Here is a 22,999-nt window from a genome sequence, read left to right as displayed (position 1 = left end):
TACGGCGTAATAATCCTCGGACTCCTGTATACTGGGTTGTTTTCTAGATCATTATTATATCATATAAGTCAATTAGTCGGATAGTGTTATAGATTAACAAATAAACAGAGTGTTATGCGCCTTAATTCTCACGTAGAACGCGGTGCACAACCATTTTCGCGCCACTGATCCCGGATCGTACTACATCGTGATGTGTAGCGGCGGTTGATAGGCAAACAAGCGTCCGCCATTCATTGCCCGAAATATGCTTTCACTCCAATAGACCAGACCATCAGCGCCGCGCCGAATGCGTAGCTGATCAGTTTCGGCACTGCCAACGGATCTGCGACACATTCAGTGTTAGCTGGTTCTACCAATAGAAAGCGATCGTCCTTCGCTACCAGCGTCGGAGATATCCGATAAAAATGCGCCGGCTCGCCATTTAGTATCTCTCGTATCGTCGTCGGTGTAGTATCAGGAGCGACAGCCAATTCTTCCGCGACCGTCCGTGCCGATACCGGAGTAGCACCGAGACGGAACTCATCATCGACGATGCGTGCGTCAACGCGGTAGTACTGATCCTTGGTATCGTCCACGAGAAACTGCACGTCGATCAATCCGCTAAGAGCAGGACTGATCGTCTCTTTCGGCCGAGACACCGTAGTGCTCGCCGCCGCTCGAGTCATGCCAACTTGTGAGTCCGTCCCATAGACCACCGCCGACAGGTGGTACATTGATTCAACCGACTCAGTATCAGAGATATTGACCGGCGTTATCTCGTAGGTGTATTGTGTATCTGAACCAAGACCATTACCAACAACCGGTTGTATGAGGGGAGCAAATCCAATAAGGAAAGCAAAGAGAGCGTGAAACGATCGCATGGCAGATTACTGGACGGTTTCTAACATGAACGTGTTGATTGTCGGTCGTGATCTGGCAGGGGCATGGCCTGATGTCCTCGTATGAGTTGGAGGTATCAGATCTGTCGGCTGATCGGTTCGGACAGTCGATACAGTTCAATGGAGAGAAAACAGTTGCAGCCATCAGAGGTCTTCAATTACGCTCACCAAAATGTAACTATATGCTTAAACCGAATGGCACAATAGTAAATCTACTATCCGCAGTGGTGCGTTGCTTGGTCGGACGGGTAATAGATGCCTCTTCCATACTTCGTGCTACATCTGAGGAGATCGAAGTGAACGCATAGGCTGCGTGGATTGTAGGACCAGATGGGTTGAAATTGAGATCTCGGATTGGATCTAAGACACTGTAGCTAAGGATAAAGATCAATTATACATGTATCACTAGATATGGTTGATTCATGGAGATTTACGATTCTGGATTCCTATATGGAAAGGTGTCCGTCTGAGATATGTCCATGATGGATAGCAAGTGGTGCTCTAATTAGGTGGTATTTGTCTCTAGCGTTGAGTCCGTAACAGCTTCAGCAGAGAATAGAGTTGGGCATAGTATACACGACACAGTCAGTATCCAATGACCAGCATATCTAGTATTTCTCTACACAGACGACGATGCCAAAATCTCGAAGCGGTAAGACGTTTGGTCAGTGTAGAACATTATTGACAAGTTCTTTCTACTGTAAACGGTGTGATGTTTGTTAATGTCAGATTGTATCTGTCGATGGACTGTTGTCTTTTTCAAATGCACAGATCTCCCGGCACATCATGGTCTGGCTTCGTGTTGTGTTCCCCATCCGCCATCGAGATCACACCCAGGATGTTCGGTGTACTCAATTTCAGTTTCGCTCGTTACGGGACCGCTCCCCTCAACGCTCACAACGACGAATTCAATGTAATGAGCACCCCCACAACATCCCGTATCAACGAACTCCTCGAACCGTTCACCCTCTGTAAACGACGCGTGAGATCGGACAAGCCACGCGCGAAAGTGTTTTTGATCGATTTGGAAGCGTCCCCAGTTACTCAGTTCCTCGGAATGTGAAAGTATGACACGAGTTAGCATCAGGGACACGTTAGTGAGCGTCGGTGTTGGGTCTTGGGCTTGAATTTTGCTCTGAGTGTGTCTCCCTGCCAGCGACGAAGATTCAGCAACAACGTAATATCGACAATGATCGAATCAGAGTGAGTCATAGATTTCGGCATAGCGATCCGCAGATTCGCTGTAGTGATCCTCCAGAGCCGTGATATCGTTGAGCTCCGTTATTCTGTTGCGCGTTTCCCACTCGACCATTCCGTCAACGATACGCTCCTGACTTCCCGTCTTGAGCAGCGTTTCGTAGGTCTCTCGAATCGTCTTCAGTGCGGACATAAATGCGTCTGTTGGATAGATTGCCATGTCGTAGCCGATTTGTTCGAGGGATTCAGCCGACATTTGTGGAGTTTTCCCTTTCGCGGCCATATTCACGAGCAGAGGCCCGGGTACCTCCTCGGTGATGCGTTCCATCTCCTCACGCTGTGTCGGTGCCTCGATGAAAAGGACGTCCGCACCCGCCCGTTTATAGAGTTTAGCCCGCCGAATCGCCGCTTCGATACCATCGGTGGCGATGGCGTCCGTGCGTGCGATGACAAGAAAACTGTCGCTCTCACGAACGTCGACGGCTGCCTCAACCTTCACAGCAAAGTCTGAAGCGGGGATGAGCTGTTTCCTCTCGAAGTGGCCACATTTTTTGGGAAAGAGTTGGTCCTCGATCTGGATAGCATCGACGCCCGCTCGCTCGTATTCATCGACGGTGCGGCGCACGTTGATCTCGTTTCCATACCCTGTGTCAGCGTCGGCAATAAGGGGGATGTCAATTACTCTCGAGGTCTGCCGTGCGCGCCGTACCAGTTCAGTCATCGTGATCAGTCCGATATCTGGACCGGCGGTCACCGACGAGGCGACGCACGAACCAGAGAGATAGATCGCTTCTGCCCCAGCCTGATTCGCTAGACTCGCTGTGAGTGCATCCCACGCACCGATCGCCAGCAACAACTTCGGTTGTTCGATCAAGTCACGTAGTACCATGGCTATGAGTTAGTGATGGTCAATAATAAATAACGACAGTAACACAAGTACGCTCAGAGGATCAAAGCAGGCCGAAAATAGACGCGAGAGACGCTACAACCGCAAGAGCACCGAGAACAAACAGTCCATTGTTTGCCACTCTGTTGTCGTATGCAAGTGGAGAAAAACGGAGTTTCCACCGCGAAAACGGCAAGAGAGGCTGGAGACCTCCCTTTGTGATCACATCGCCAAGGAGGTGGATCACGATCGCCCAAATCCCAATCCACATGCCTGCCACAGCGAGTGTCGGAGCATCGAGGGCTACAAAGCGGGCAGTCCACCACGATAGCACTCCGTCCCCAGCACTGACTGGCTCTGCAAACAAGGTCGCAACTATCGGCTCGACAGCGTACCGGCCGATCAGCCATCCCAACCCGCCGAAGAACACCCCCGATAATCCAACTGCCACGAGAGAATGGCTCGTCTTACGGTGCGCAAGCCAACCGATACGATGGTCTTTGTCTGGTAACGGTTCGAGCCACCAGATCCCAACGATTGCTACGGTCGATAGAAGCGGCCGGGAAAGACCAAAGGCGTAGATGATTCCGGCTACTGCCAAGAGAACAACCCCCTGATGGCCGCGGCGTTTCATGACCACCACCGAGACTCAACAACAGAGGGTGAATACTCCGATCGCTCTCGAACTCCTCGCTGACCGTCGATGCCCGTCTCGTCCGCAATTACGGATCTGATTCCAATCTGGGGGATATGCAACCGTTTGAACAAAATAGTGTAATTGTCATGATGACGTTGCTGGAGAAACTGCTGAAGAATGGCGTGTGGCCACTCGTGATCCGTATTGTACATCTTTACCACAGGATCAATAGCATCAGAGAAAAGCGTTGATCATTCCTTCCTCATATCGCGCTGACCCCTTCAAATCGACACCGCCAGCACACAGATGAACTATTGGGAATGGAGGCGAGAGAACTCCTCCTGTAGCTGCGAGGCGTTGATCACGTCCAGTCGGTCTCCCTTGTCTCGTATGTGATCGAGGATCTTTTTTAGCTGACCAGTGTCGATCGTGTGGAACATCAGAACGAGCAGCTGGCGGTGTTTCGCCGCTCGATCGATAGCTTCGAGCGGTCTGGCAGTAGACTCTTCTGCGTCCACTGAGGCGATCGTCAGTGGATTCGTCACCGCGACGTTCCCTAAACCACCGCCAGCGAAACCGAGATCGACATAGTCGTTGAGTACGGAGAGCGATTTGCCATCATAGTGGTTAAACGGATAGACGAAATACGCTGATGAGCGTTCAAAGCCGTTCTCGGTCAGCCATTCCTTCATTGTCTCCTGATTTTTTCGGAGTTCGACCTCTGAAAGCTTAGTTACATCATCGTGCCCTACTGTGTGACTGAGCATTTCCCAACCGTCCGACTGCATCTCTTGCATCTGTGCTACCGACAGTCGGTCACGTTGTCCAACGCTGTTCAGAACAACGGCTTCGATCCCTGGATATCCGTATTCTGAAAGCAGCGGAAAGTAGTCGGTGTAATGATGTTCGTGTGCATCGTCGAACCGGAGGATGATCTTTCCTGCGTCCGGCGCGGGATGCGCCCGGAAGTCGTCGATCCACACTCGAATCTTGGATGCGTTTAGGGTGATCCGCACTTTTTCGACCGCAGACAGATCTGGGTTCCCAACTGTTTCGAACGGGGCGATATCGACTCGTTGCCACCCGAGATCCTTGTACCCATGGTACACCCACTTGAACTGTAGACGGTTGTCAGCATCGGGCGCAAAGAGGTCGACGAACATCGACGGCTGTCCGTCGGGAAGGTCTTGATAGCAGGCGAACGAGAGATCAGCTTCCCGAAGATCCAGCGGATCGTCAGAATAATCAGCGATCGCTGTTGCCTCGCCAGACGTCGAGTGAAGCTGGAGTGACTGCGATCCGCTGAAGGAGCGGTCGGTGTCTTGCCTGATATCACCGCTCCAATGCGATACGTCCTCAAAGTTGTCCAGTTTGCGGCCGCTGTCGATGAACTGTCCCTGATAAGGTGGGACCGGATTTATTTCTGAATCGCTCTGATCCGCGGGGGTCGAAGTTGAAGTCGGTTCTGAGTCAATCCGGTTCGGAGAGGTCGGAACCGACGTCTCTGTCGGGCTATGCGGCGTTCGTTTCGTACTGTTCCAATCCGTAGCTTCCGATTGCTCAGTGTTGCGAGGAGCGTTGCCCCATTCCAAGCATCCTGAGATGCCAACGGCAGCAATAATACTTCCGACAAATTTTCTCCGTAACATACTGGTTATCGGGCGCGTAGCCACGGTCCATCATTAGTTATAGCCCACCTACCGCCCCGAAACTATGGTATTCGTTTGAATGAGGGTGAATTTCCCATAATCCGATTCTTTGAATGACAATTTTACAAATCCGACAACCATCAAATGAATTAAATCTGCAGGAATGTTCGTGCTTGCATTGGTGCTCAGCAGTCCTATGCTGGTCAATGGCTGACCGGAGCGCACGAATCTCTTGTCGGGGAAGAATGGAGGATTCCCCCAAAGAACGACGCTCATCCTCGTGCAGCAGGCAGATACTCAATCCGCGACGACACCGCTGCGGAGATGCACCGACAGGATCGAAAAATCATAGCAATGCGATTACTGATGCGAAGAGACCTCCCAAAAAATTGCATCCATGGAAGAACAGCACGATCGGGATCGTGCTGTGGACCAGCGAGAGGAAAGACCTCCGCTACTGGACGCCGTCGACGAGGCCTCTTATCTCCGCTGCGCGGTCTTCATCGGTGACAAAGCGCGAGAAGATCCACGACAGTTGAGTCAAGATAGCGTCGTGGCCGGCCTCGGTGAGCGCGTACTCGTTGGTTCGCTTATCGAGTTCGCTTTTCTCGACGAGACCCAGTTCGACGAGTTCATCGAGGTTCGGGTAGAGCCGGCCGTGATTGACCTCAGAACCATAGTACGCTTCTAGTTCGCTCTTGATCGCGAGTCCGTAGCGAGCCTCCTCTGCGAGGATAGCGAGAATCTGGCGCTGGAAAGCGGACAATTCGGATACGATGCTCAATTCGTTTGTATCTGACTGTAGCGTCGACAGGCTGTCTGTTGGTGATAATGTCACGACTGGAACTAGATATTCATCATATAAGTATTTATTCAACCTGTGAATGAATGTCGAGTCTGGTACTGCTATCATCAGAAGGTGAGCTACATCATCAGTAAGTGGGCATCAGCTGGCAGAGCAACACAACCGATATAACGGCGGGTCCCTCCTGAGACTTCGTGTGGCCCACTCGAAGGTCATTCGACGAACTAGTGTGGCACTTGAACGTTCCATCACTGTCTGTCGCTCAAATCGCTCACCGTACAATCTTGCAGTAGAAGGAGATCTGATCGAGGTACTGGAAACGAACCGAGGATCTCTCCAGTAGAGGTTCGAACGTTACCATTTGACTGGCCTCGGGGTAAGACACTGAATGAGTCGAGTTCTGATTTGTAAATCACACTGAATACAACAGTAAGATCCCGCCTCTGTAACGTAGTGCCCTTCTGTTATAGATTCTCGTCCCAGTGACACACTGGATTGAAACTCCTCGTAGCAGTGAGAGCGCCAAGCAATACGAAAAACGTCATCAGACCAATTGGCAGCACACGTGACTCAAGTGACTATTTCGACGTTGCAGTATCTACCAGTTTTTTCCATCAACGAGTTGCGAGGGTGTGATAACGTCCACGTTCTTCTTCTCGACGTGGTTGACGATCCGTTTGAATGCCTTCTCTGACGTGGCATTGTTACCGTTCCCGATTGCGTGGTATGCAATAACGACCAACTGATTGGTCTTCTCGGCGACGTTGATCGCCCGGCGGGCACCCCGGACAGAGGGCCCTTCCACCCGAGAGATGAAACTCGGGTTGCTCGGGTGCTGTGCATTGTTGGGACAGGCGCCAAACAGATAGCCTGTCTCGAAGAGCTCATCGATCAGATCAAGCGTCGTTTGGTTCACTCGATTGTATGGGGCCACAAAATGGCGCGCACCCTTTTTGAAGCCCTTCAGATTGAGATACTGATTGGCTTGCTGGAGGATTTGCCGTTGTTTTGACTCTGGAAGCTTTGGAAGCAGCTCACTGGCATGTGCCATCATATCCCATCCTGACTTGCCCATCTCTTGCATCATCTGGTCAGTCATCCGTTTATCTCCATTGATTGCATCGGGAATAATTCCGACCGAGCCGGGCCAGCCCTTCTTTTTTAGAATCGGATATGCCTTTTTGTAGGTCGTGATGTGTCCATCGTCGAACTGGAACATCACCTTTCCTTTCTTTGGTTTTGGATATTTTCGGAGATCATCAATCAGTATTTGAAAGTCTTGTCCCTTTGATAACGGTCCGATCTGGAGGTTCACTTGAGAGACCTTGTCCATGGTGGGGTTGCCTGTTATGGCGGTGTACCCGAGATCGAACCGCACCCAACCGTCTAACTCCAACGGGATATATCGGGTCGCCGTGAGCATGGAGCTCTCAGCGGGCGCGATGACTTCTGCAGATACCTTGATATCCTTTGGCTTGTTCACCTTCACCGCGAGCGATAGATCGTGTTTGCTGAGATCGAGTGCCTTCGGATAAAACGACTTGAAGATCTTGGCGACTGGCTTTTTTGCGTTCTTCTTCGGTTCCAGAACGAGCGACTGGCTGCCCTGAAACGCGTCCTTCTTTGTTACTTTGTATTTGCCATTATTGATTCCCCAGCGTGAGTCGACATCGCCCTCGAAGTCGTCGACCACTGATCCACGATTTGATGATGTATCCTTCCCCCCCTTCTCTGTTGCGGTGCTGTCGCCCCCTGGCTCGGTGGTGCTGGGTTTCTCACTCCCGGTCGTATTTGAGGGCTGTTTTGGCTCACTACCGCCGCCGCCGTTGCCGGGAATACTCGAACATCCGGCAAGTGATACTGCCCCGGTGGCACCGACCGCTGCGAGAAACATTCGACGGGTCGTTTGATTCTGCATGCTTGTAAGAATATTACATGGATATTGTCATATGCTTTTTGGGTAATTCGATACATTCGATTCACACAAAAAGACAGAGAATTCTATATATTTACAATGAATGGGTTGGAAATTCGACTCAGTCGGATATTTGTGTTGTCTTGAAAATACGTCACGTATTCGTACAATAGACAAACATATGACATAGATTACAGTCCATGATCAGTTTGGATCGTTGGGCCCAGATGGATCGACAAAAAGCTATCCAGCCGCACTGAACGGGGGTTTTTCGTCTGCCGGCCGTCGACTGATGACAACTAGCTATCGATTGATGATGAAGTGACACGGTGGCTTTCCTACTATGACTGATTTCTGATTGTGAATGACTTGATAAACATGACGTAGAGCTGCAACAGCCATCTCGAGTTTCTAGTACCCACGATCAGACACGTTCTACTACTCAGATCTCGTTACGGTATCGCCGAGGACAACGTTGAGACGTTGAAACGATCGTGGCACTCAGTAGTGAAACCGATAGTTAAACAAAAAGTGTGTATCAGCGCGAAGAATAGATCTATTCACTCTCCAAGAGGAGCCACTCACATGCCCGGATCAGTTATCTCGCATATTGACCATGTTCTTGTCCGTGTCGAACGTCCTGAACCGCTCTTCTCAACGCTTACTGATGTGCTCGGATTACCTTCTCCGTGGCCACTCTCAAATCATCCAGCATTTGCCAGCGTTGGTGTCTCGTTCGGGAATGTCGATCTCGAACTCGTTCGGTGAGCCGAGCGAGCAACCAAATGCTCGTCTCTACGGTCTCGCCTTCGACCCGACGACAGCAACGCTTACGAAGAGCCAAGGTGAACTAAAGCGACGTGACCTCTCTCACAGTGCAGTAGTGCCCTATGTTCGTCGAGACGAAGACGGTGCTCCTCAACATCTCTGGGTTACTCTCTACGTCGGTGGCCTTCTCGGTGAAACCCGCTGGCAAAAAGCGTTTTTTGCAGCGACAAAGCTCCTCCCAGAGCGTTTGCTCTCGCGTCCAAACGATAGGGATAGTAGCCCCTTCCTGAATCGTGTGTTCCCACGTGGGATGATCTTTTTGGTGAACTATGACTCTAAGTTTGCTGAAAACTTTAAGCGTGCGGAGGCACATTGCTCGCTCCGCGAACGTGAAGGCGGTCCGTTAGGAGTTGTTGGTCTTCGAGATGTCGTAATTGGCACACAAAACGTCGACACAGCTCGAAGTAGGTGGAATGATTTTTTCACCAATCGCCGAAACAACTTCCAACCGGTGGGGGTTCTCTGATGGATCGGGCGTACGACTCATTCCACAGAGAAGCGACAGATTCGTTGCACTTATAGTCGAAGTCAAGAGTCTCGACCGGGCGCAGGCGTTTTTGACTACTCATGATATGATCGGACATGAAAATGAATCTTCAATCACAATCGTGCCATCTTCCCTTGCAGGACTTAATATCCAACTTGTTGAATCAGTCAGAGATCATATAGTGATGATATCCAGAGTACTGCAATGCTGCTATTTCGGAAACACTGGCGGAGCACGAATGTGATTGCGAGTGCGGAAATTGGCGTGTGTTGATCATCGCTGTGAATGCCACGCTGAACCTCAGCGTTGAAGAATTCCACAAACTGTTCTCATCCACACGAGAGATGTCAGATAGGAAAATCACGTTGCAACCGACGTTGATGATATTCAGGCGACTATGATGTATAGAAGACAACAGAGCTGACCCACTCTATTCTCTATATGTGATAACAGCAGTGGATGGCAGAATGAACTTGTCTTGGATATCAGTCTCCCGGCACCGTCAACAAGTGTACGACTATTTGTCGTTCAAGACCTTTCGTGGGTTCTCGTCGACGACCTGTCTAATTGTGGCAAGATCAAGGTCCAACCGATAGAGTTCAAAGATAGTTCTCTTGAACGCGAACACATCGCTCCTGAGGATTCCTGCGCTGTCTGTCTCTATCAAGACACGATCTGGACCATACTCGTCAATGACCGCGACAACGTCCTGTGGCGTCACTCCGAGCAGCCACGGATAGCTCACCGTATAGCTCAGGTAGCAATCTGTCGTTTCCATCACGCACGGAGCTACCTTTCGATCGGCGTGCGAAAGCACAAGCTGATCGTCAGAAAGTCCCGCTCTGTCGTCGTATACTCGATTTTGTGCTCTTCGAATCGGTTCTCCCAATAGTCGACTGACTTCGCTGGGATGACTAGTCCACACCCACTGATCTGGCCTTTACCAACCTTCCCTTTGGGCATATCTTCGATGGGAAAGAACGTGACAATCGAACTGGTGGTTCCGACCTCGTCCCCGTAGTAGAGATGAAAAATCTTCTCGGGAATATCGAATCGAACCGTCCGTTTAATAAATCGCATTCCGAGTACGTTCCGGAAAAAGTCAAGGTTCTCTTGTGGATCGCTCGCGAACGCCGTTATGTGGTGTAGCCTGTTGATCTCCCATGATATCGACACTGTTGACCATATGGTCAAGATATAAAAATCATAGGGCGGATCGTTACGCTGAACTCTACTCTAATGTCTCCTACCTCGTAGCTCACCCTTTATTCGAATCAAGTTTCCAAGACCAAGCGTCCGCTTTTCAGATCGACTGATGTCACCTCATAACTTGGCTCAGAGCCACAGTTCACCTGTGATCTGAGTGTAGCGTAAACGTCCTAAATATCATATTCAGACATAACCGAGTCAACGGATATCGATATCATTTACCATTTGGTCAATTCTCTCGGATTGTTTTTCCATATACACCCAGAGTGAATCGATCAATTGGAGGAGTCGACGATCGGACATGTGAGGTGAATCCTAATAAGTAATGGTATCTGGTAGTTCAGTACCTTCATGATAGAGATATCAGTTCCCATCGTTACTTGATTGCTTTATCGACGAGATAACGAACTCGGGCTTGACCAGCGAGGAGAGGATATAATCGTCTATAGCACTCCGTGCTTGCTTTGGAGCACTCTCCCGTCCCAAGGAAATCCGACGTTCACGAGCGACATGGATGATGTCTGTGATGAGTTGGGACATCTCCTCGGCATCCACTTTGTGAAACACTTCCTCCTCAATTCCTCGTTCTAAAACCTGTATGATGCTCTCTCGGAGTCGCTCGTAGTGTTCAGAGAGAATTTCCTGATAGAGTTCGTTGTGCTGTGCCTGCGAGAAGAGATCGTGGTAGACACGCATGCGCTCCCAATGACCGAACTCATCGTCGAGTTCAGTTCCGAACAAGCACTGGTCGATCCGGCGGTCAAGTTCCGACCACGGATCGGTCTCTTCTGTGACTTCGACGTTTCCTTCGTACTTATCAACAATATACTCTAAGAATGCGGAGATGAGATCGTGTTTTCCGTCGTAGTGGTAGTGGATGAGTGTCCGACTCATATCGAGTTCTTCACCGATGTCACGCATACGAAGATCGGAGTAGCCGTGTTTACTAAGAGCGCGAAACGTAGCTTCCATGATTGCTTCGCGGGTATCCACAGAAGAGTCCGACTCGTCCGAAGATGGCATATATCGTCGTGTAGAACTGCACGCCTCTTATGCTCGTGGATCGTATCATTCAGACTACAACGATGCTCTAGTCCAGTTACAGTTAGTGACTGGAAATTACATACTGGCATGAAAATATCTTGACATATAGATAGCGGTTGGAGGAACTGTGTGAATCAATCATTTTAGATGTGTTATTTCAATTCTTGACGAAGATAAGTCACATACATAATTCTGATAGAATAGATTTGGTTATCGACTGAATTGCTGTCTGTATAGCGATTGAACGCTTAACCCCTCACATAATATCTACTATACTTCCACATATAGTTAAATGAAGAGATACTTTTTATACAATGGCGATTTCAGTGTGGAAATGTGCTGGGAAGATGTTCCCTACACTGGGTTCTCAGTAGCCGTTTGGTAGGGACATCATTTCCAGTAACCACTTACCAACTATGAGACGAAGCATCCAGTTCGCGTTGACCGCGTTCATGGTTGTCGGGCTAATCGCTGGCGCATGCGGGCCCGCAGCAGCGGCATCGTACGACAAAAAACACGATCGGAAAAAGAAAGTCAAAAAAGTCGACGTTACGAAAAAAGTAAACAAGAATTCGGATAATAACGCCGACGAAACGACCAACAATCCCGAGATTGGCATTAATAACGTGAACAACAACACGAACGGTAACAATCTCGAGAACACCAACACCAACACCAACGCAAACAGCGCAAACGCAAACGCGAGTTCTGCCAGTAGCGGTATCGATGTTGGTGTCGGTCTCGGTGAAGTTCTGTAACGATCCTGTCGAAAACGACAAACGATCCGATTTGCGGTCCGTTGGGCACCAACCACTGTAAGTATTGTACGGTGCCCAACGCTACACCTATTGGAATAGTATCAGGGTCGAATTGATCCACTCATCAGCTGTTCGAGTATATTTGTAACAGTCCACTTCGAAGCGTACTACGCGACTGATCACTAACTCTCATGACTCCGTGAGATTTCCCTCGAATTTTGTATCAGTCTGTAATGAGTGTCGTCACTCAGTCATCGTCCGCTCGAACCACAGACTGTGGAACGGTTGCACGCTCGCCGTAGAGCGTTCGAGCAACAAGAATGCTGACGAGGATTACCAATCCTCCACAAGCTAGATATTCGATTCGAACCCCGACGATCGTGACCAACGGGAGTGCGACGAGCGGCCCGAGCGTCGATCCTAAGTCACCGAAGACGTTGTAGACACCCCCGAGTTTTCCGACATCGTCTGCCGGACTGATGTCACCGAGGTACGCGAGTAACGGCGGATTCGAACCCCCAACACCGATTCCGATGAGTACGACACCGATAAGCGTGGCCACAAGCGATGGAACGAGTGCTAACAGGGCAAATCCGCTCGCAAGGACGCCCAGTGCGGGAATCGTCAATGCTGCACGGTTCGAAAGTTGATCAGAGTACCGTCCGACAAGCAGCGTTGTGATACTCGATCCGAGGACACAAACAGCCATCACGACACCGCTTACGCCGATCCCAGAGAGCACCCCGATCGTAATCCCGTTCTCTTGTGCGTACAGCACCACTGTCGAAAGCAGTACACCCGCAAAGAGAAATCGAACGGTGAAATTGACGATTCCGACGCTGAAGATGCGGATATCTGCCCGTACGAACGCCGGAATGTCGCGCAGTGAACTCGTTGTGTTGACGTCGGCGTTCATGTCTGGAAGAACCAATACGGCGACAAACGCGGCGAGCAGGCCGGCACAGCCTGCCACCAGAAACGCAGCCGAGTACCCGAATGCATCTGTTATGAGTCCGCCGACAACGAGCCCTGCTGGAAAGCCGAGGCTCTGACCACCTCGCATGTAACCCACCCATTTTCCGCGGTTTTCAGGGGTCGTCACGTGTGTAATCGTACTAAACGCACCCACGAACACGAACGCTGATCCGATCCCCCAGCAAGCACGAGACATCAAGAAGATCGTTGTACTATCGAACGGAACGAGTTCTGGGTGTAATCCCAATATGTATCCAAAGGGGACCAGTCCTTGAACGACGAATCCACAGATCATTGGTCGTCGCGTCCCAATCGTATCGAGTACTTGTCCTGCTGGTGTATTTATCAGCAATCGAGTAAATCGGTTAATTGAGAGGATAACTCCGACTGCAACCGGAGAGATACCGAGCAGGGGACCGAGCGTCGGCAGTGTTGGAAAAGCGACCCCGCCGCCGAGTCCGCCGAAAAAGACGCCGGCGATCAGGCTCCCGACGACATACCGAACGCTTGGCTCCTCACCGCCGAACCACCGGCTCATCTATGTTCGGCTCGGACGCTCTCCAACCAAGCGTGGCGCTTGTTAATGGTGACTCTGTGTTGTAGGCCACCAGCCTGACGGATTTCGGCTACCACCCACAGCAGATGATGGAGTATCCGTGTAGGCAGAGTGGCCGTATAATGAATGAACAAACGGTCGAGAAGAGTGGTTTCATGTGTCGCTTGCGATGAAGTCATACTAACTAGTTAGTTGAACTCGTTCGGATCCTATGGATGCTTCGGAATACTCAATTCTCAGGAGCAACCGCCTCGTCTTTAGTATATCACGGGAGGAACGACCGAATCGGTGATCCAAGTGGTCTGGGCACACGGTCGAGGATCTCGTGCAACTCTCCGACGGTGATCGCCCCTGTTGCGATGGCGAGCCCGGAGTAAAGGAGGAACCCAACAGGAGGGACAACCACGAGCGCGAGCGGCGTACGGTGAAGCCCCCACACAACGGGGCTGCCGAGAGTCTCAAAGGTCGTTGTACCGAGTATAACTGCCAAACCCACAATTCCAATACCACTAAACAAGGTTGTGATCCCGATCTGGAGCAGTCGTGCGTTCTTGAAGGGCCGATAGCCAACTGAGCGCGCACCCCATACTTGAAACAGAGGAAGTGCTCCGTATCCGAGCGTGGTGGCTATCGCCGCCCCGCTTGGTCCGAACGGCGGGATCAGCACCATATTGCCCACGAGATTGATGACAGCAGCTGCTCCCGTCGCCGCAATGAGCACGGTCATATCACCGTTCGCGTGCGTGATCGTCAGCAGCGGCCGTGTGACGGCGACCCCAACTGTGCCCGGCAGGAGGATCCACAGCACCTGAATCGCTGGAGTCGCAGCGGTCCCGTAGTACAACGGGACGAAGACGGGCGCAAGCGCTCCTAATCCGAGCGCTAAGAGCATCGTCAGTAAGAGCACATAGCGAGCAGCGCGCGTCGCCAACGCCTCAATGACGTCAGTCCGTCCGTTGGCCCAGAGGTCAGACGTTGATTGGAGAAGCAACGACTGCAGTGAGCGAGGAACGAACCACAGAAACTGGACGAGCACCAGCGCTGCCCGATAGTATCCCACTTGATCGCCGCTAGCGAAGGTCCCAAGCAGGACCTGATCAACTTTGTACAAAGATGCTAATAAGAAGATGTAAACGACCGACTGATAGTTGAACGAGCGCATCGCCGTTGTTGGGTAGGAGTCTGGAATCCGTTTGAGTAGATGCGTCAGAGAAAGATGTCGTGTGAGGATGATAAGTGCGAGGACAACTCCGAGTAGGCTGGCGACGATCTGGGCGACGAGTACACCGGCGACGCCAAAACCAAGTGCCGCGAGCGCAAGCGCGAGACACGCAAACACACCTCGATACACGACATTCAGCGGCTCGCCAATGTGCTCAAGTTTGAGCCCCATCAGCGCGCGTCGCGTATACTCACGAAACTGGGCTGCGATAACCAACCCAGCCAGCAGAACGAAATAGGGGGTATACGCGTGCGGGTAAATATGACCGACAAGCCCTGTCTCGACGGCAGCAACGAGAGAAATCATCGCGATGAGCGCCAACAGGGCTGCACGCCGAAAGTAGTAGGCGAAAATATAACTATGCCACTCGGCTGTGTCGCGATCTTCGGCGATATACTTGCGACAGCCACTGATAACGCCCGAGCTGACGGGAATCATTAAGAGGTCAAACAGCGCGATCACTGCGGCGTACGCGCCATAACTCTCGAATCCGAGAAGCCGTACGAGGAGCGGTGCAAATGCCACCGAAATGAGTACGATAGCGAGACGTGAGCTGGCGATTGCCCCGAACGCCGTGACCAGATTTCGATTCACAGGAGGATAAGTGGTAGTAGTGCTTCGAATTACTTTAGGATGCATGTTGAAATGCGATAAATAAACATCGTTACAATACCGTTTACACTACGACGGCAGGTGGTCTCAATACGAGTTGAGAAGACATTTGGATCTGTATGTGTATGGGCACGAGATCTTACTACTGAGACACACTCAGTCGGAGAGTGTTAGTAGAGAGATGAATAACTCGATTCACTACGATCACCTGATCAGAACATAAATATTTTTAACCATTTTGGGATGAATAGTTATGATCCATTCTATTTCTTCCCAAAACTATTTGTTAAGGCTACATGATTTTTATTCTGTGGAAAAATATACGCAACGCACCCGGTCGCTGCAAGAGCGTCTCGGGCGGGTGTATCACCAACCGATCGACGTTGAATCGTGGACCAACAAGCGGGTCACGGTGAACTATCGAGTGCCACTAGAACAGCTTGAGCGACTCCTCCCCTCGTGTGTGACTCCTGAGGAAATTCGTGACACAGGCGATGGAATGCTCAGTATGTGTGCGTGTGATTTTTCGGTGACGAAGCTTGGACCCGTTCCCGTACCACGAATTCACACGAACGAGATGCTCTGTCGTATCAGCGTTACAGTTACGAAGGACGGACAGCGACGCCGGGCCTATTACACGCTCCGCTCGGACACCTCTTCTCGCGTACTAGGTCTGTGTGGAGGCTACTTCTCACACTTCCGCAAAGCGACTTCATCGTTTGATCGGCTCGACGACGGTGAGACGTACGAACTTCGCTGTCAAGCCAATGACTCGCTGTGTGACGCGGAACTTACTGCGTCGATAGACACCGTGAACAACGAACCACCGGAGTCGACAGTCTTTCAGGATGTCGAGGAAGCGACGGACTTTGTGCTCGAACTCGATGGGAGCTGTGGCTATAATTTTGCCCGCAATCAACTTTCGTTCCAAGACATTGACTACCCAAACTGGGATGTTTCGTTCTGTCATGAGTTCTCGCTTGACTCATCGCTTATCGACTATCTCGTCGAGTCCTATGACATAGACCTGACTCTGGACTGCGCGCTCTACATGGGAGACGTCGATCAGACCTGGAAACGCGCCTGGCTGTATGATCCTGCCAAGACGGTCACAGGATCACGTGGAAACTCTCCAGTTCCCGCAGCTGACTGAGTACCCAAATATGTAGGGTATTCTGAACAATAATTCGACTTCCGTGGACTAACGATGATCAACAATGATCAGTGAGACGACGAGTTCGTTCACCCTGACGGCCACCGATCTCTCAGCAGGTCACGAGCGATTCCTTGCGATATGACGCTGTAAACTCCTGATTATCTCGCCTTTGGATAATTTACAAAATAAAATGCATCATATACCACAATATAGGTTAGTAAGACCGACCTCGAGTTCTCATTCTCTATCGTGACCGTAGTATGATATCTACAGATTTGGTTAAAGGATATCCTCATCTTGATAAGGTTACCGGTTATTCATTTTCGCCCATAATGACGTTTCGGATAGTAGTCTGCACAGGTATTCACGTGTAGAATAAAACAAGATCGAAGATACTCATTGGCGCTGTAAATGATGGGGAGCACGATGACCGATGAAATACCCATTACAAACGTATGCTCGTAACAACAAGTAGTGTATAAGTCTAACATGGATCGACAAATACTTGGGTTCCAGACAATCGAGACGCTCTCAGATCCGGCTGAGCTTCTTACTCCGATCGAGTTATCGAATTCGACCATCCCATTTCTGTGCCCCTCATCACCCGGACAAACAATCACGTGGCAGTAGACATTGAGTAGGCAGACAACACGCTACGACCGATCGGTTGGGAACTCTACAGATCTCCTTCCTCGCTGGATTGAACCACAATCACTCAAGACAGCTACTACTGATCGAGACGACAACACAAGTTTAGGTCTACAGTACTAGAGAGCCATCATCCAGTAGTTAGTTATACTGGCATCCATCGGTCACAACTTCACAGTAGTATTATCTGGTTGTCTATCGTACCGCTCGGTTATCGCTTCTCGATCAAGCTGTGATCACTGACACCGTCTGTCCGCATTTACTGCTCAATGTTGGATGATTCCTGTCGCTCCCGGTGTCGATCACGCTGGCGCGTATCCCACGCCTCAAACAACCCATAGTCCGTCATGGTATCCATGCCAGCAAGTGCTGCCCGGAGCTTGAGTCCAACGAGTGGGACGTCAGCAACAGTGATGATGACATCAGCTTGAATAACCGCTCCGTCTCGGAGAATGACGTCGACGAGATCGACGATTCCATCCTCGGATCGTTTAGGTTCCATTTGTTTCAATTTTTACGTTAATTTTCAGAGCTGTCATTCTCGATGGTTGGTGTGAACGTATATGGAGGCCATGGACCGGTGAAGCGTATTTCGACGCCCGGTTCAGCTGCGACGTCATCGAGCAAATCACCAATCTCATCTTGTCGCTCTTCGTGAGCGAGGATCGCAAGTCGTGCTTCTCTGATCAGCGCTTCGTCGATATCGGCATCTGTATTGAGCGTCGTCTGTTTTTGACCGAGATCCTGCAAATCGTGCACGATTGTACTGAGCTGCTCTGTAAGACCGGCTGTTCGATCGGTACGTTGCTCTTGTTTCAACGTCTTGAGTCGCTGCTCATACTTTTTCTCGAGGAGATGACTCGTGCCCGACGCAGACTCAGCGATACGGTCATCGATTTCGACTAACTGCTCGTCATCGCTCAATTCTTCTTCTACGATGGCTTCATCACGGAGAACGTCGATGCGGTATTCCCAACATCCCGCCATCGCGTCGAGGTGGGATGCGAACGTGTTTCGTTCGCTTTCGAGCCACGTTCGGACGCGCTCATCGTCACCTCGAAGGATCGTGTCGAACTGAAACGGTACGGGCGTGCCGAATTGCTCCCCTGCAGTGTCAATAACGTTCTGATGGGCTAACAGCCATTTCCTCACCAGATCGATATTCGATGAGTCATAGAGTGTATCACAGTCGTGAACGACGATGCCGATCGTCCCTGCTGTCAGTAAATACGCCTGCTCGTCATCGACGCCAACCGTTGAGAACTCGACTGACTCTGTCTCAGGAAGCTGTACGACACAGTAGAGATACCGACCGGTCTCGAACGAAGGCTCAGTCATCTTCGATTGGGTTGTAACTGTATCCCTGTTGGGGAGGTTCGTCCATGGTCATTACAGCATCCGAAACGAGATTATCGAGTCGTTCACGGAGCTGATCGACCGGTTCATCGATCTGCTCGTCTTCTTTGATCGCTTCTATTTCGGCTTCGAGCGCTGCGAATTGAGCTCCAACCCGCTCAATCTCTTCATCGGTGAGATCCCCAGATTCCATACGGCGGATCGCCTCTTGTTCCATGACTTCGACCAACAGTTCAACGACCGTCATCACGAGAGTCATCAACCCATCGCGTGCGCTCTCACCATCGATATCAATCTGTGTCATCGTCCTCCTCGTTCGGATCGCTCTCAGAATCACTCTCGGACGACTTCGTCGACTGCTGAATCTGTTCCGAAGTGGACTGCTTGTCAGTGTCAGACTCCGAGTCAGGTGAATCCTCAGTATCCAGCTCAATGCCTCCTTCGTTCACTTGGCTGATCGCTGTCTGAACAGTTGGAGTGTCCGCTTCATCTATCTCATTGGCTTGCGTCTCGTTTGCTGGTATTTCGTCAACGCCAGCGGCTGCTGCGACCCGTTGCATATCCGTTCCTTCAGGAAATTCGAGCCCATACTTGGCGGCAGTATCGAAGGAGGCTAAGGCAGCACGGAGTTGTATTCCTAACAACTTCGTGTCACCGATAGAAACGGCGATGTCAGCGTTAATGACGACACCTTTGTCCAATACGAGTTCCACCACATCAGCGAGACTATCGCTCTGACGCGTGGGTCCAGCGCTACTCATCATCATCCCTCAATGTGTCGAATCGTGAGCCATAAACCCGCGGTGGATTCGATACATTCGAGTAGAGCGAATCTTTTGGAACAGTCGAGAACTGTGTCCTGAGATGACTCCTCCGGGGAGGCATCGTCGAGTAGGCCGTTGGATTCCGTGATGACGGCTGTTCAGTACCACCGGCGGTCTCGGGCATCTCCTCGCTGGCCTGCTCACGCATTGTTTTCATGCGTTCGTGTGCCTCGAAGAGCCCCTCGCGGAACTCTTCTACCGCATCGCGCAGTTTAGACTGCATGGCCACCTGTTTCATCTGTCCGCCCGAAGCTATCTCGGTCGCATCACTAACGTCAACGTCCATCGAGTCGACTACCCCCTCGCTCTCTCCGTTGTCGCTAACAATCGTATCGACGATCCATTTGAGCGCATCGAACACGATCCAACCACTGTCTTCGTTGCGATCGTCGACGAATTCGTTTACGGCCGCCTCAAGCTCGTCCTTATTTTGCCTGAAGTCCCGGATATCGACCGTACTGAGCAACTCATCGAATTCGATTAGCATCAGTAGCTTGCTGTATCGAATCGCTTCATCTACGTCACCCTCGCTGAGCGCGTCTGTAATGCTGCTCGGATCGATCGCTTCATCGATATTGTCGTAGTCGATAGCGCTCGCCACTTCGGTCAAATCGACCGTCTCGAGCAGTTCGACGGTCTCTTCGATAACACCTCGTAGATCGTTGAAATCATCGAGGGCATTCTCTACAGCCCCTCTGCTGAACGCCACGAGCAATGATTCGACCGCCCCATCAGCTCGCTCTAATAACTCAGTCACACTCGTGTTCAGTGCTTCTGCGTTAGCTGGGGCATCGTCTGTTACCGTTCCACCAGATTGTTCGCTTTTACTGATATTCGTTTCCCCGACGATCTCTGACAGCCGTCCAACTGTTTCTTCAATAGGTTCGATCGAGTCTGTGCTGTGTTCGAAATTACTCATAACGATTACTCTGTTTCGCTCCGTTGCTGAAGTTCGTCCATCAACTGATTGGCCAACGATTGGAGTTCTTCTGTCGACATCTCATCGAGGTCTTCTTCGGAGTCATCATCGTCGGAACCGGTCGAGTCATCCTCTGTCGAGTCATCTGATTGCGTTGATTCCTCGGACTCTTCTGTCTCCGTCTCTTTGTTGTTCTCAATCTCGTTCGAAAGTCCATCACTGATCGACGATAGAATCGTCTCACTACCGAAGCGCTCATCGAAGCCACGACCGAGTTGTTCACCCACTCGGCGACCAAGCATCTCTCCGAGTTGCCGTCCGACTATCTCACCGATACTGTTCTTGTATGGCAGTGCCTCTTGATCGAGATCGGGCTCGATTTTCTCACGGAGACCTCCGCTGTCCGTCTCACTGGTCAGCTTCGATCGCAACTGTGAGAGCTTCTGTACTGTTTCTTCTTTTTGGCTCATGATTATTGGGTGTCGGACGATGATTCGTCGGTCGATTCCCCGTCTTCGAGAGCATCCAGAACCATATCCAGCAATAGATTCACTACTCCAAACATAACGTCGGAAAGTGATGGTATTCGATCGTCAAGATCCATCTCACTGAGCAACTCGTCCGGAAGGACGCCTGAGAGTATGTCATCCGGCAGGATTCCGTCAAGTATATCAGATAGATCGGTATCGAGCAACCCAGCGACCTCCGACAGAAGATTCCCGAGAAGATTCCCCGACCCCCGAACAGCTGAAACATCGAGAATGACCTCGTTGAGGTCAACTTCAAGACCGAGAAGATCGAGAAACAGACCCTCTAGGTCGAGATAGAGAACCTGCGTCTCGCCATCGCTCTCAGTTCCGTTATCCTCAGTAGTATTCTCAGTTCCATCGCTCTCGTTGTCTTCAGTTCTGTCGTTCTCATTGTTCTCAGCTTCATCACCACCATCAGTTAGGAGTATGACTGAACTCGCATCATCGTGAGGCATCTCTCCCGTGTGAGTCGTCTGTCTTTGCCTTTGCTCACGTACCTTTTTCAGATTGGTCACGTCGATCATTCTTTGATCGCCTCAATTGGCTGCAGGTGAAATTCGAGGATGCCGTTGGTGACGGAGGCGGTAACGATCTTGAGCCCTTTCTGTCGGAGCGGGATACGTTCTTCAATCGTCCCATCGATACCGAGCAGGAGTTCGCCCGTTCTATTATCGACGCCAGCAGACACTGTTTCCGGATCCACTTCGGGGATATCTATCGTGACTAGCACGTTTCCGTCTACATACCGGACGGCTGTTGCCCGATCCGACGAGTTTGTTGTACGGGAATCGGGACCGAGGTCAGAGAGAGTTCCAGTATCGATCGAGAACTCATAGCCGAGTCGTGTTTTACCGAGGGTGGTCGATCCTTTCCCGTGGCGTTGGCGTTCCTCTTCGGCAGCAACGATCGTTTCGAGAATCTCTCGAAGGGTCTGGACGATTCCACCATTTTCTCTGTTGCTCTTGTTCGTCATCGTTTTACCTGTATCTTGCCGCTCAGTGTTTCGTGGGCCTGCTCTGCCACATCGAGTTGTGTCTGTAATTCCTCTTGACGACGTTCGTACTCCGCGCGAGATCGGTCCCCGATCTCGAACAGGAGACGATTTTCTTTCAGGTCGTTTTTGATCTCTGTTCGATCATAGATCTCCTCGACTGCCAGCGTCTGAATAACCGAGATCACAGACACGAACGGCCTGAAGAGGAGGTCATCGAGCAGGAACATTATTGGGAGCTGATTTCGATGTCGATGAAATTGTACGGTGCCCAGGGACCGGTATACTGGACGGTTACAGTGTCACCGTATTCTTCGGTGATGGCGTCGACAGCCGTCTCGAACGCAGCCTGCTCTTCCCGATCAACGAGGTACGAACGGTTGATGATGAGTCGATCACTGAATAGATCGTTTTTTGCTTCCTGTTCACTCGCAGCGGCGAGCTGTTCCACCGTGAACTCGCGTACAGCGTCCCGATCAACCGTTGCATCCTCATCGATGAGGAGTTTCACCCCGAGTTCGATCATTCCATCCATGTCTTGAAGTGCGCGCACAAACGCCCGTCGTCCGCCTCTCAGGATGCTTTTCAGTGGACGTGCACTTTTGAATGTCATCCCAAACTGCATCGGGACGACGGTTCGACCTCCCTCCCAGAACATAATTGTCTGAAGAACATCGTCGTGTGCTCGAACGTTTTCGTCCGTTTGCTCTGGGTCCATCGTCTCTATATCCGAAACGACTGCCGAGAGGGTCCGGTGATCGATCGTGTAGGCTCGTGTTGCTCCTTCGACGCCCTCGATGCTGGCATCTATCTCTTCGTTTTCGATTATCCCGTACGCGTACAGATACTCATCACTCATTAGAATCACACACCGGATAGTGGACGTGACGTGGTTCGTCCCCTGTGCGCAGTGTCAT

At 50.9% G+C, this 22,999-nt stretch carries 26 protein-coding genes; 4 read left to right on the top strand and 22 right to left on the bottom strand.

The genetic code is table 11. From position 1 onward, the window contains the following. Nucleotides 1-230: 230 nt before the first annotated feature. From MW898_RS06245 to MW898_RS06215, 7 genes are all read right to left on the bottom strand, one after another. A complete protein-coding gene (locus MW898_RS06245; protein ID WP_248905525.1) occupies nucleotides 231-860 on the bottom strand; it encodes a DUF8127 domain-containing protein in 630 nt (209 codons plus the stop codon). An 802-nt stretch (nucleotides 861-1,662) separates the two neighbouring features. After that, entirely contained in the window at nucleotides 1,663-1,962 is a 300-nt protein-coding gene (locus MW898_RS06240) for a DUF7968 family protein (protein ID WP_248905524.1), read from the bottom strand. Nucleotides 1,963-2,076: 114 nt separating this feature from the next. Then, nucleotides 2,077-2,964 (bottom strand): isocitrate lyase/PEP mutase family protein, encoded by an 888-nt coding sequence (locus MW898_RS06235; protein WP_248905522.1) that lies wholly within the window; start codon nucleotides 2,962-2,964, stop codon nucleotides 2,077-2,079. A 61-nt stretch (nucleotides 2,965-3,025) separates the two neighbouring features. Beyond that, on the bottom strand, nucleotides 3,026-3,595 hold the full coding sequence (locus tag MW898_RS06230; protein ID WP_248905521.1) for a metal-dependent hydrolase: 570 nt from the start codon (nucleotides 3,593-3,595) through the stop codon (nucleotides 3,026-3,028). Nucleotides 3,596-3,909: 314 nt separating this feature from the next. Further along, nucleotides 3,910-5,247, bottom strand: coding sequence for a polysaccharide deacetylase family protein (locus tag MW898_RS06225; protein ID WP_248905520.1), 1,338 nt, complete (start codon nucleotides 5,245-5,247; stop codon nucleotides 3,910-3,912). A gap of 454 nt (nucleotides 5,248-5,701) precedes the next feature. Beyond that, nucleotides 5,702-6,061 (bottom strand): PadR family transcriptional regulator, encoded by a 360-nt coding sequence (locus tag MW898_RS06220; protein WP_248909719.1) that lies wholly within the window; start codon nucleotides 6,059-6,061, stop codon nucleotides 5,702-5,704. Between the two features lie 589 nt (nucleotides 6,062-6,650). Beyond that, a complete protein-coding gene (locus tag MW898_RS06215) occupies nucleotides 6,651-7,970 on the bottom strand; it encodes a polysaccharide deacetylase family protein (protein ID WP_248905519.1) in 1,320 nt (439 codons plus the stop codon). A gap of 582 nt (nucleotides 7,971-8,552) precedes the next feature. Between MW898_RS06215 and MW898_RS06210 the strand changes: the two genes are divergently transcribed. Together MW898_RS06210 and MW898_RS06205 are read left to right on the top strand one after the other, a co-directional pair. Beyond that, the gene (locus tag MW898_RS06210) at nucleotides 8,553-8,735 is read left to right on the top strand and encodes a hypothetical protein (protein ID WP_248905518.1); all 183 of its coding nucleotides are present in this window, start codon (nucleotides 8,553-8,555) and stop codon (nucleotides 8,733-8,735) included. Beyond that, nucleotides 8,710-9,261 (top strand): hypothetical protein, encoded by a 552-nt coding sequence (locus MW898_RS06205; RefSeq protein ID WP_248905517.1) that lies wholly within the window; start codon nucleotides 8,710-8,712, stop codon nucleotides 9,259-9,261. The genes MW898_RS06210 and MW898_RS06205 overlap by 26 nt, the downstream gene beginning before the upstream one ends. Nucleotides 9,262-9,799: 538 nt before the next feature. Here the strand turns inward: MW898_RS06205 and MW898_RS06200 are convergent. The 3 genes from MW898_RS06200 to MW898_RS06190 all read right to left on the bottom strand — a co-directional run bounded on the left by MW898_RS06200 (nucleotide 9,800) and on the right by MW898_RS06190 (nucleotide 11,514). Continuing rightward, nucleotides 9,800-10,060, bottom strand: coding sequence for an amidohydrolase family protein (locus tag MW898_RS06200; protein ID WP_248905516.1), 261 nt, complete (start codon nucleotides 10,058-10,060; stop codon nucleotides 9,800-9,802). An 11-nt stretch (nucleotides 10,061-10,071) separates the two neighbouring features. Further along, a complete protein-coding gene (locus MW898_RS06195) occupies nucleotides 10,072-10,458 on the bottom strand; it encodes a VOC family protein (RefSeq protein ID WP_248905515.1) in 387 nt (128 codons plus the stop codon). A gap of 396 nt (nucleotides 10,459-10,854) precedes the next feature. After that, nucleotides 10,855-11,514: a TetR/AcrR family transcriptional regulator gene (locus MW898_RS06190; RefSeq protein ID WP_248905514.1), complete on the bottom strand. Its 660-nt coding sequence runs from the start codon at nucleotides 11,512-11,514 to the stop codon at nucleotides 10,855-10,857. 437 nt (nucleotides 11,515-11,951) lie between these two features. Here MW898_RS06190 and MW898_RS06185 point away from each other — a divergent pair, with 437 nt between their 5' ends. Continuing rightward, nucleotides 11,952-12,293: a hypothetical protein gene (locus MW898_RS06185; RefSeq protein WP_248905513.1), complete on the top strand. Its 342-nt coding sequence runs from the start codon at nucleotides 11,952-11,954 to the stop codon at nucleotides 12,291-12,293. Between the two features lie 247 nt (nucleotides 12,294-12,540). On the opposite strand, the gene MW898_RS06180 is transcribed toward MW898_RS06185, so the two are convergent. After that, on the bottom strand, nucleotides 12,541-13,806 hold the full coding sequence (locus MW898_RS06180; protein WP_248905512.1) for an MFS transporter: 1,266 nt from the start codon (nucleotides 13,804-13,806) through the stop codon (nucleotides 12,541-12,543). Nucleotides 13,807-14,089: 283 nt separating this feature from the next. After that, nucleotides 14,090-15,640 carry an oligosaccharide flippase family protein gene (locus tag MW898_RS06175; protein ID WP_248905511.1) on the bottom strand — a complete coding sequence of 517 codons (1,551 nt, stop codon included), beginning with the start codon at nucleotides 15,638-15,640 and terminating at the stop codon, nucleotides 14,090-14,092. A gap of 328 nt (nucleotides 15,641-15,968) precedes the next feature. Here MW898_RS06175 and MW898_RS06170 point away from each other — a divergent pair, with 328 nt between their 5' ends. Further along, on the top strand, nucleotides 15,969-16,811 hold the full coding sequence (locus MW898_RS06170) for a DUF2071 domain-containing protein (RefSeq protein WP_248905510.1): 843 nt from the start codon (nucleotides 15,969-15,971) through the stop codon (nucleotides 16,809-16,811). Between the two features lie 910 nt (nucleotides 16,812-17,721). Here the strand turns inward: MW898_RS06170 and gvpM are convergent. Genes gvpM through MW898_RS06120 form a run of 10 tightly spaced genes read right to left on the bottom strand, consistent with a single transcriptional unit; the run spans nucleotide 17,722 to nucleotide 22,941 of the window. Continuing rightward, nucleotides 17,722-17,964 (bottom strand): gas vesicle protein GvpM, encoded by a 243-nt coding sequence (gene gvpM / locus MW898_RS06165; RefSeq protein ID WP_248905509.1) that lies wholly within the window; start codon nucleotides 17,962-17,964, stop codon nucleotides 17,722-17,724. Nucleotides 17,965-17,981: 17 nt separating this feature from the next. After that, entirely contained in the window at nucleotides 17,982-18,800 is an 819-nt protein-coding gene (gvpL, locus tag MW898_RS06160) for a gas vesicle protein GvpL (RefSeq protein WP_248905507.1), read from the bottom strand. Continuing rightward, a complete protein-coding gene (locus MW898_RS06155) occupies nucleotides 18,793-19,122 on the bottom strand; it encodes a gas vesicle protein K (RefSeq protein WP_248905505.1) in 330 nt (109 codons plus the stop codon). Before MW898_RS06155 ends, gvpL begins: the two co-directional genes overlap by 8 nt. Continuing rightward, nucleotides 19,109-19,582, bottom strand: coding sequence for a gas vesicle protein GvpJ (gene gvpJ / locus MW898_RS06150; RefSeq protein WP_373689876.1), 474 nt, complete (start codon nucleotides 19,580-19,582; stop codon nucleotides 19,109-19,111). Before gvpJ ends, MW898_RS06155 begins: the two co-directional genes overlap by 14 nt. Continuing rightward, the gene (locus MW898_RS06145) at nucleotides 19,572-20,561 is read right to left on the bottom strand and encodes a hypothetical protein (protein ID WP_248905501.1); all 990 of its coding nucleotides are present in this window, start codon (nucleotides 20,559-20,561) and stop codon (nucleotides 19,572-19,574) included. Before MW898_RS06145 ends, gvpJ begins: the two co-directional genes overlap by 11 nt. A 5-nt stretch (nucleotides 20,562-20,566) precedes the next feature. Beyond that, nucleotides 20,567-21,031, bottom strand: a complete 465-nt coding sequence (locus tag MW898_RS06140) for a hypothetical protein (protein ID WP_248905500.1) — start codon at nucleotides 21,029-21,031, stop codon at nucleotides 20,567-20,569. Between the two features lie 2 nt (nucleotides 21,032-21,033). Beyond that, complete coding sequence (locus tag MW898_RS06135; protein ID WP_248905498.1) at nucleotides 21,034-21,615, bottom strand: hypothetical protein; 582 nt, start codon at nucleotides 21,613-21,615, stop codon at nucleotides 21,034-21,036. Then, on the bottom strand, nucleotides 21,612-22,064 hold the full coding sequence (gene gvpH, locus MW898_RS06130; RefSeq protein WP_248905496.1) for a gas vesicle protein GvpH: 453 nt from the start codon (nucleotides 22,062-22,064) through the stop codon (nucleotides 21,612-21,614). The genes MW898_RS06135 and gvpH overlap by 4 nt, the downstream gene beginning before the upstream one ends. After that, nucleotides 22,061-22,312: a gas vesicle protein GvpG gene (gene gvpG / locus MW898_RS06125; RefSeq protein ID WP_248905495.1), complete on the bottom strand. Its 252-nt coding sequence runs from the start codon at nucleotides 22,310-22,312 to the stop codon at nucleotides 22,061-22,063. Before gvpG ends, gvpH begins: the two co-directional genes overlap by 4 nt. Next, on the bottom strand, nucleotides 22,312-22,941 hold the full coding sequence (locus MW898_RS06120; RefSeq protein WP_248905494.1) for a GvpL/GvpF family gas vesicle protein: 630 nt from the start codon (nucleotides 22,939-22,941) through the stop codon (nucleotides 22,312-22,314). The genes gvpG and MW898_RS06120 overlap by 1 nt, the downstream gene beginning before the upstream one ends. Nucleotides 22,942-22,999 lie beyond the last annotated feature (58 nt).

It is taken from the genome of Halocatena marina (genome assembly GCF_023276375.1).
Taxonomy (GTDB): domain Archaea; phylum Halobacteriota; class Halobacteria; order Halobacteriales; family Haloarculaceae; genus Halocatena; species Halocatena marina.
This window is presented reverse-complemented; position numbering and strand designations above follow the sequence as displayed.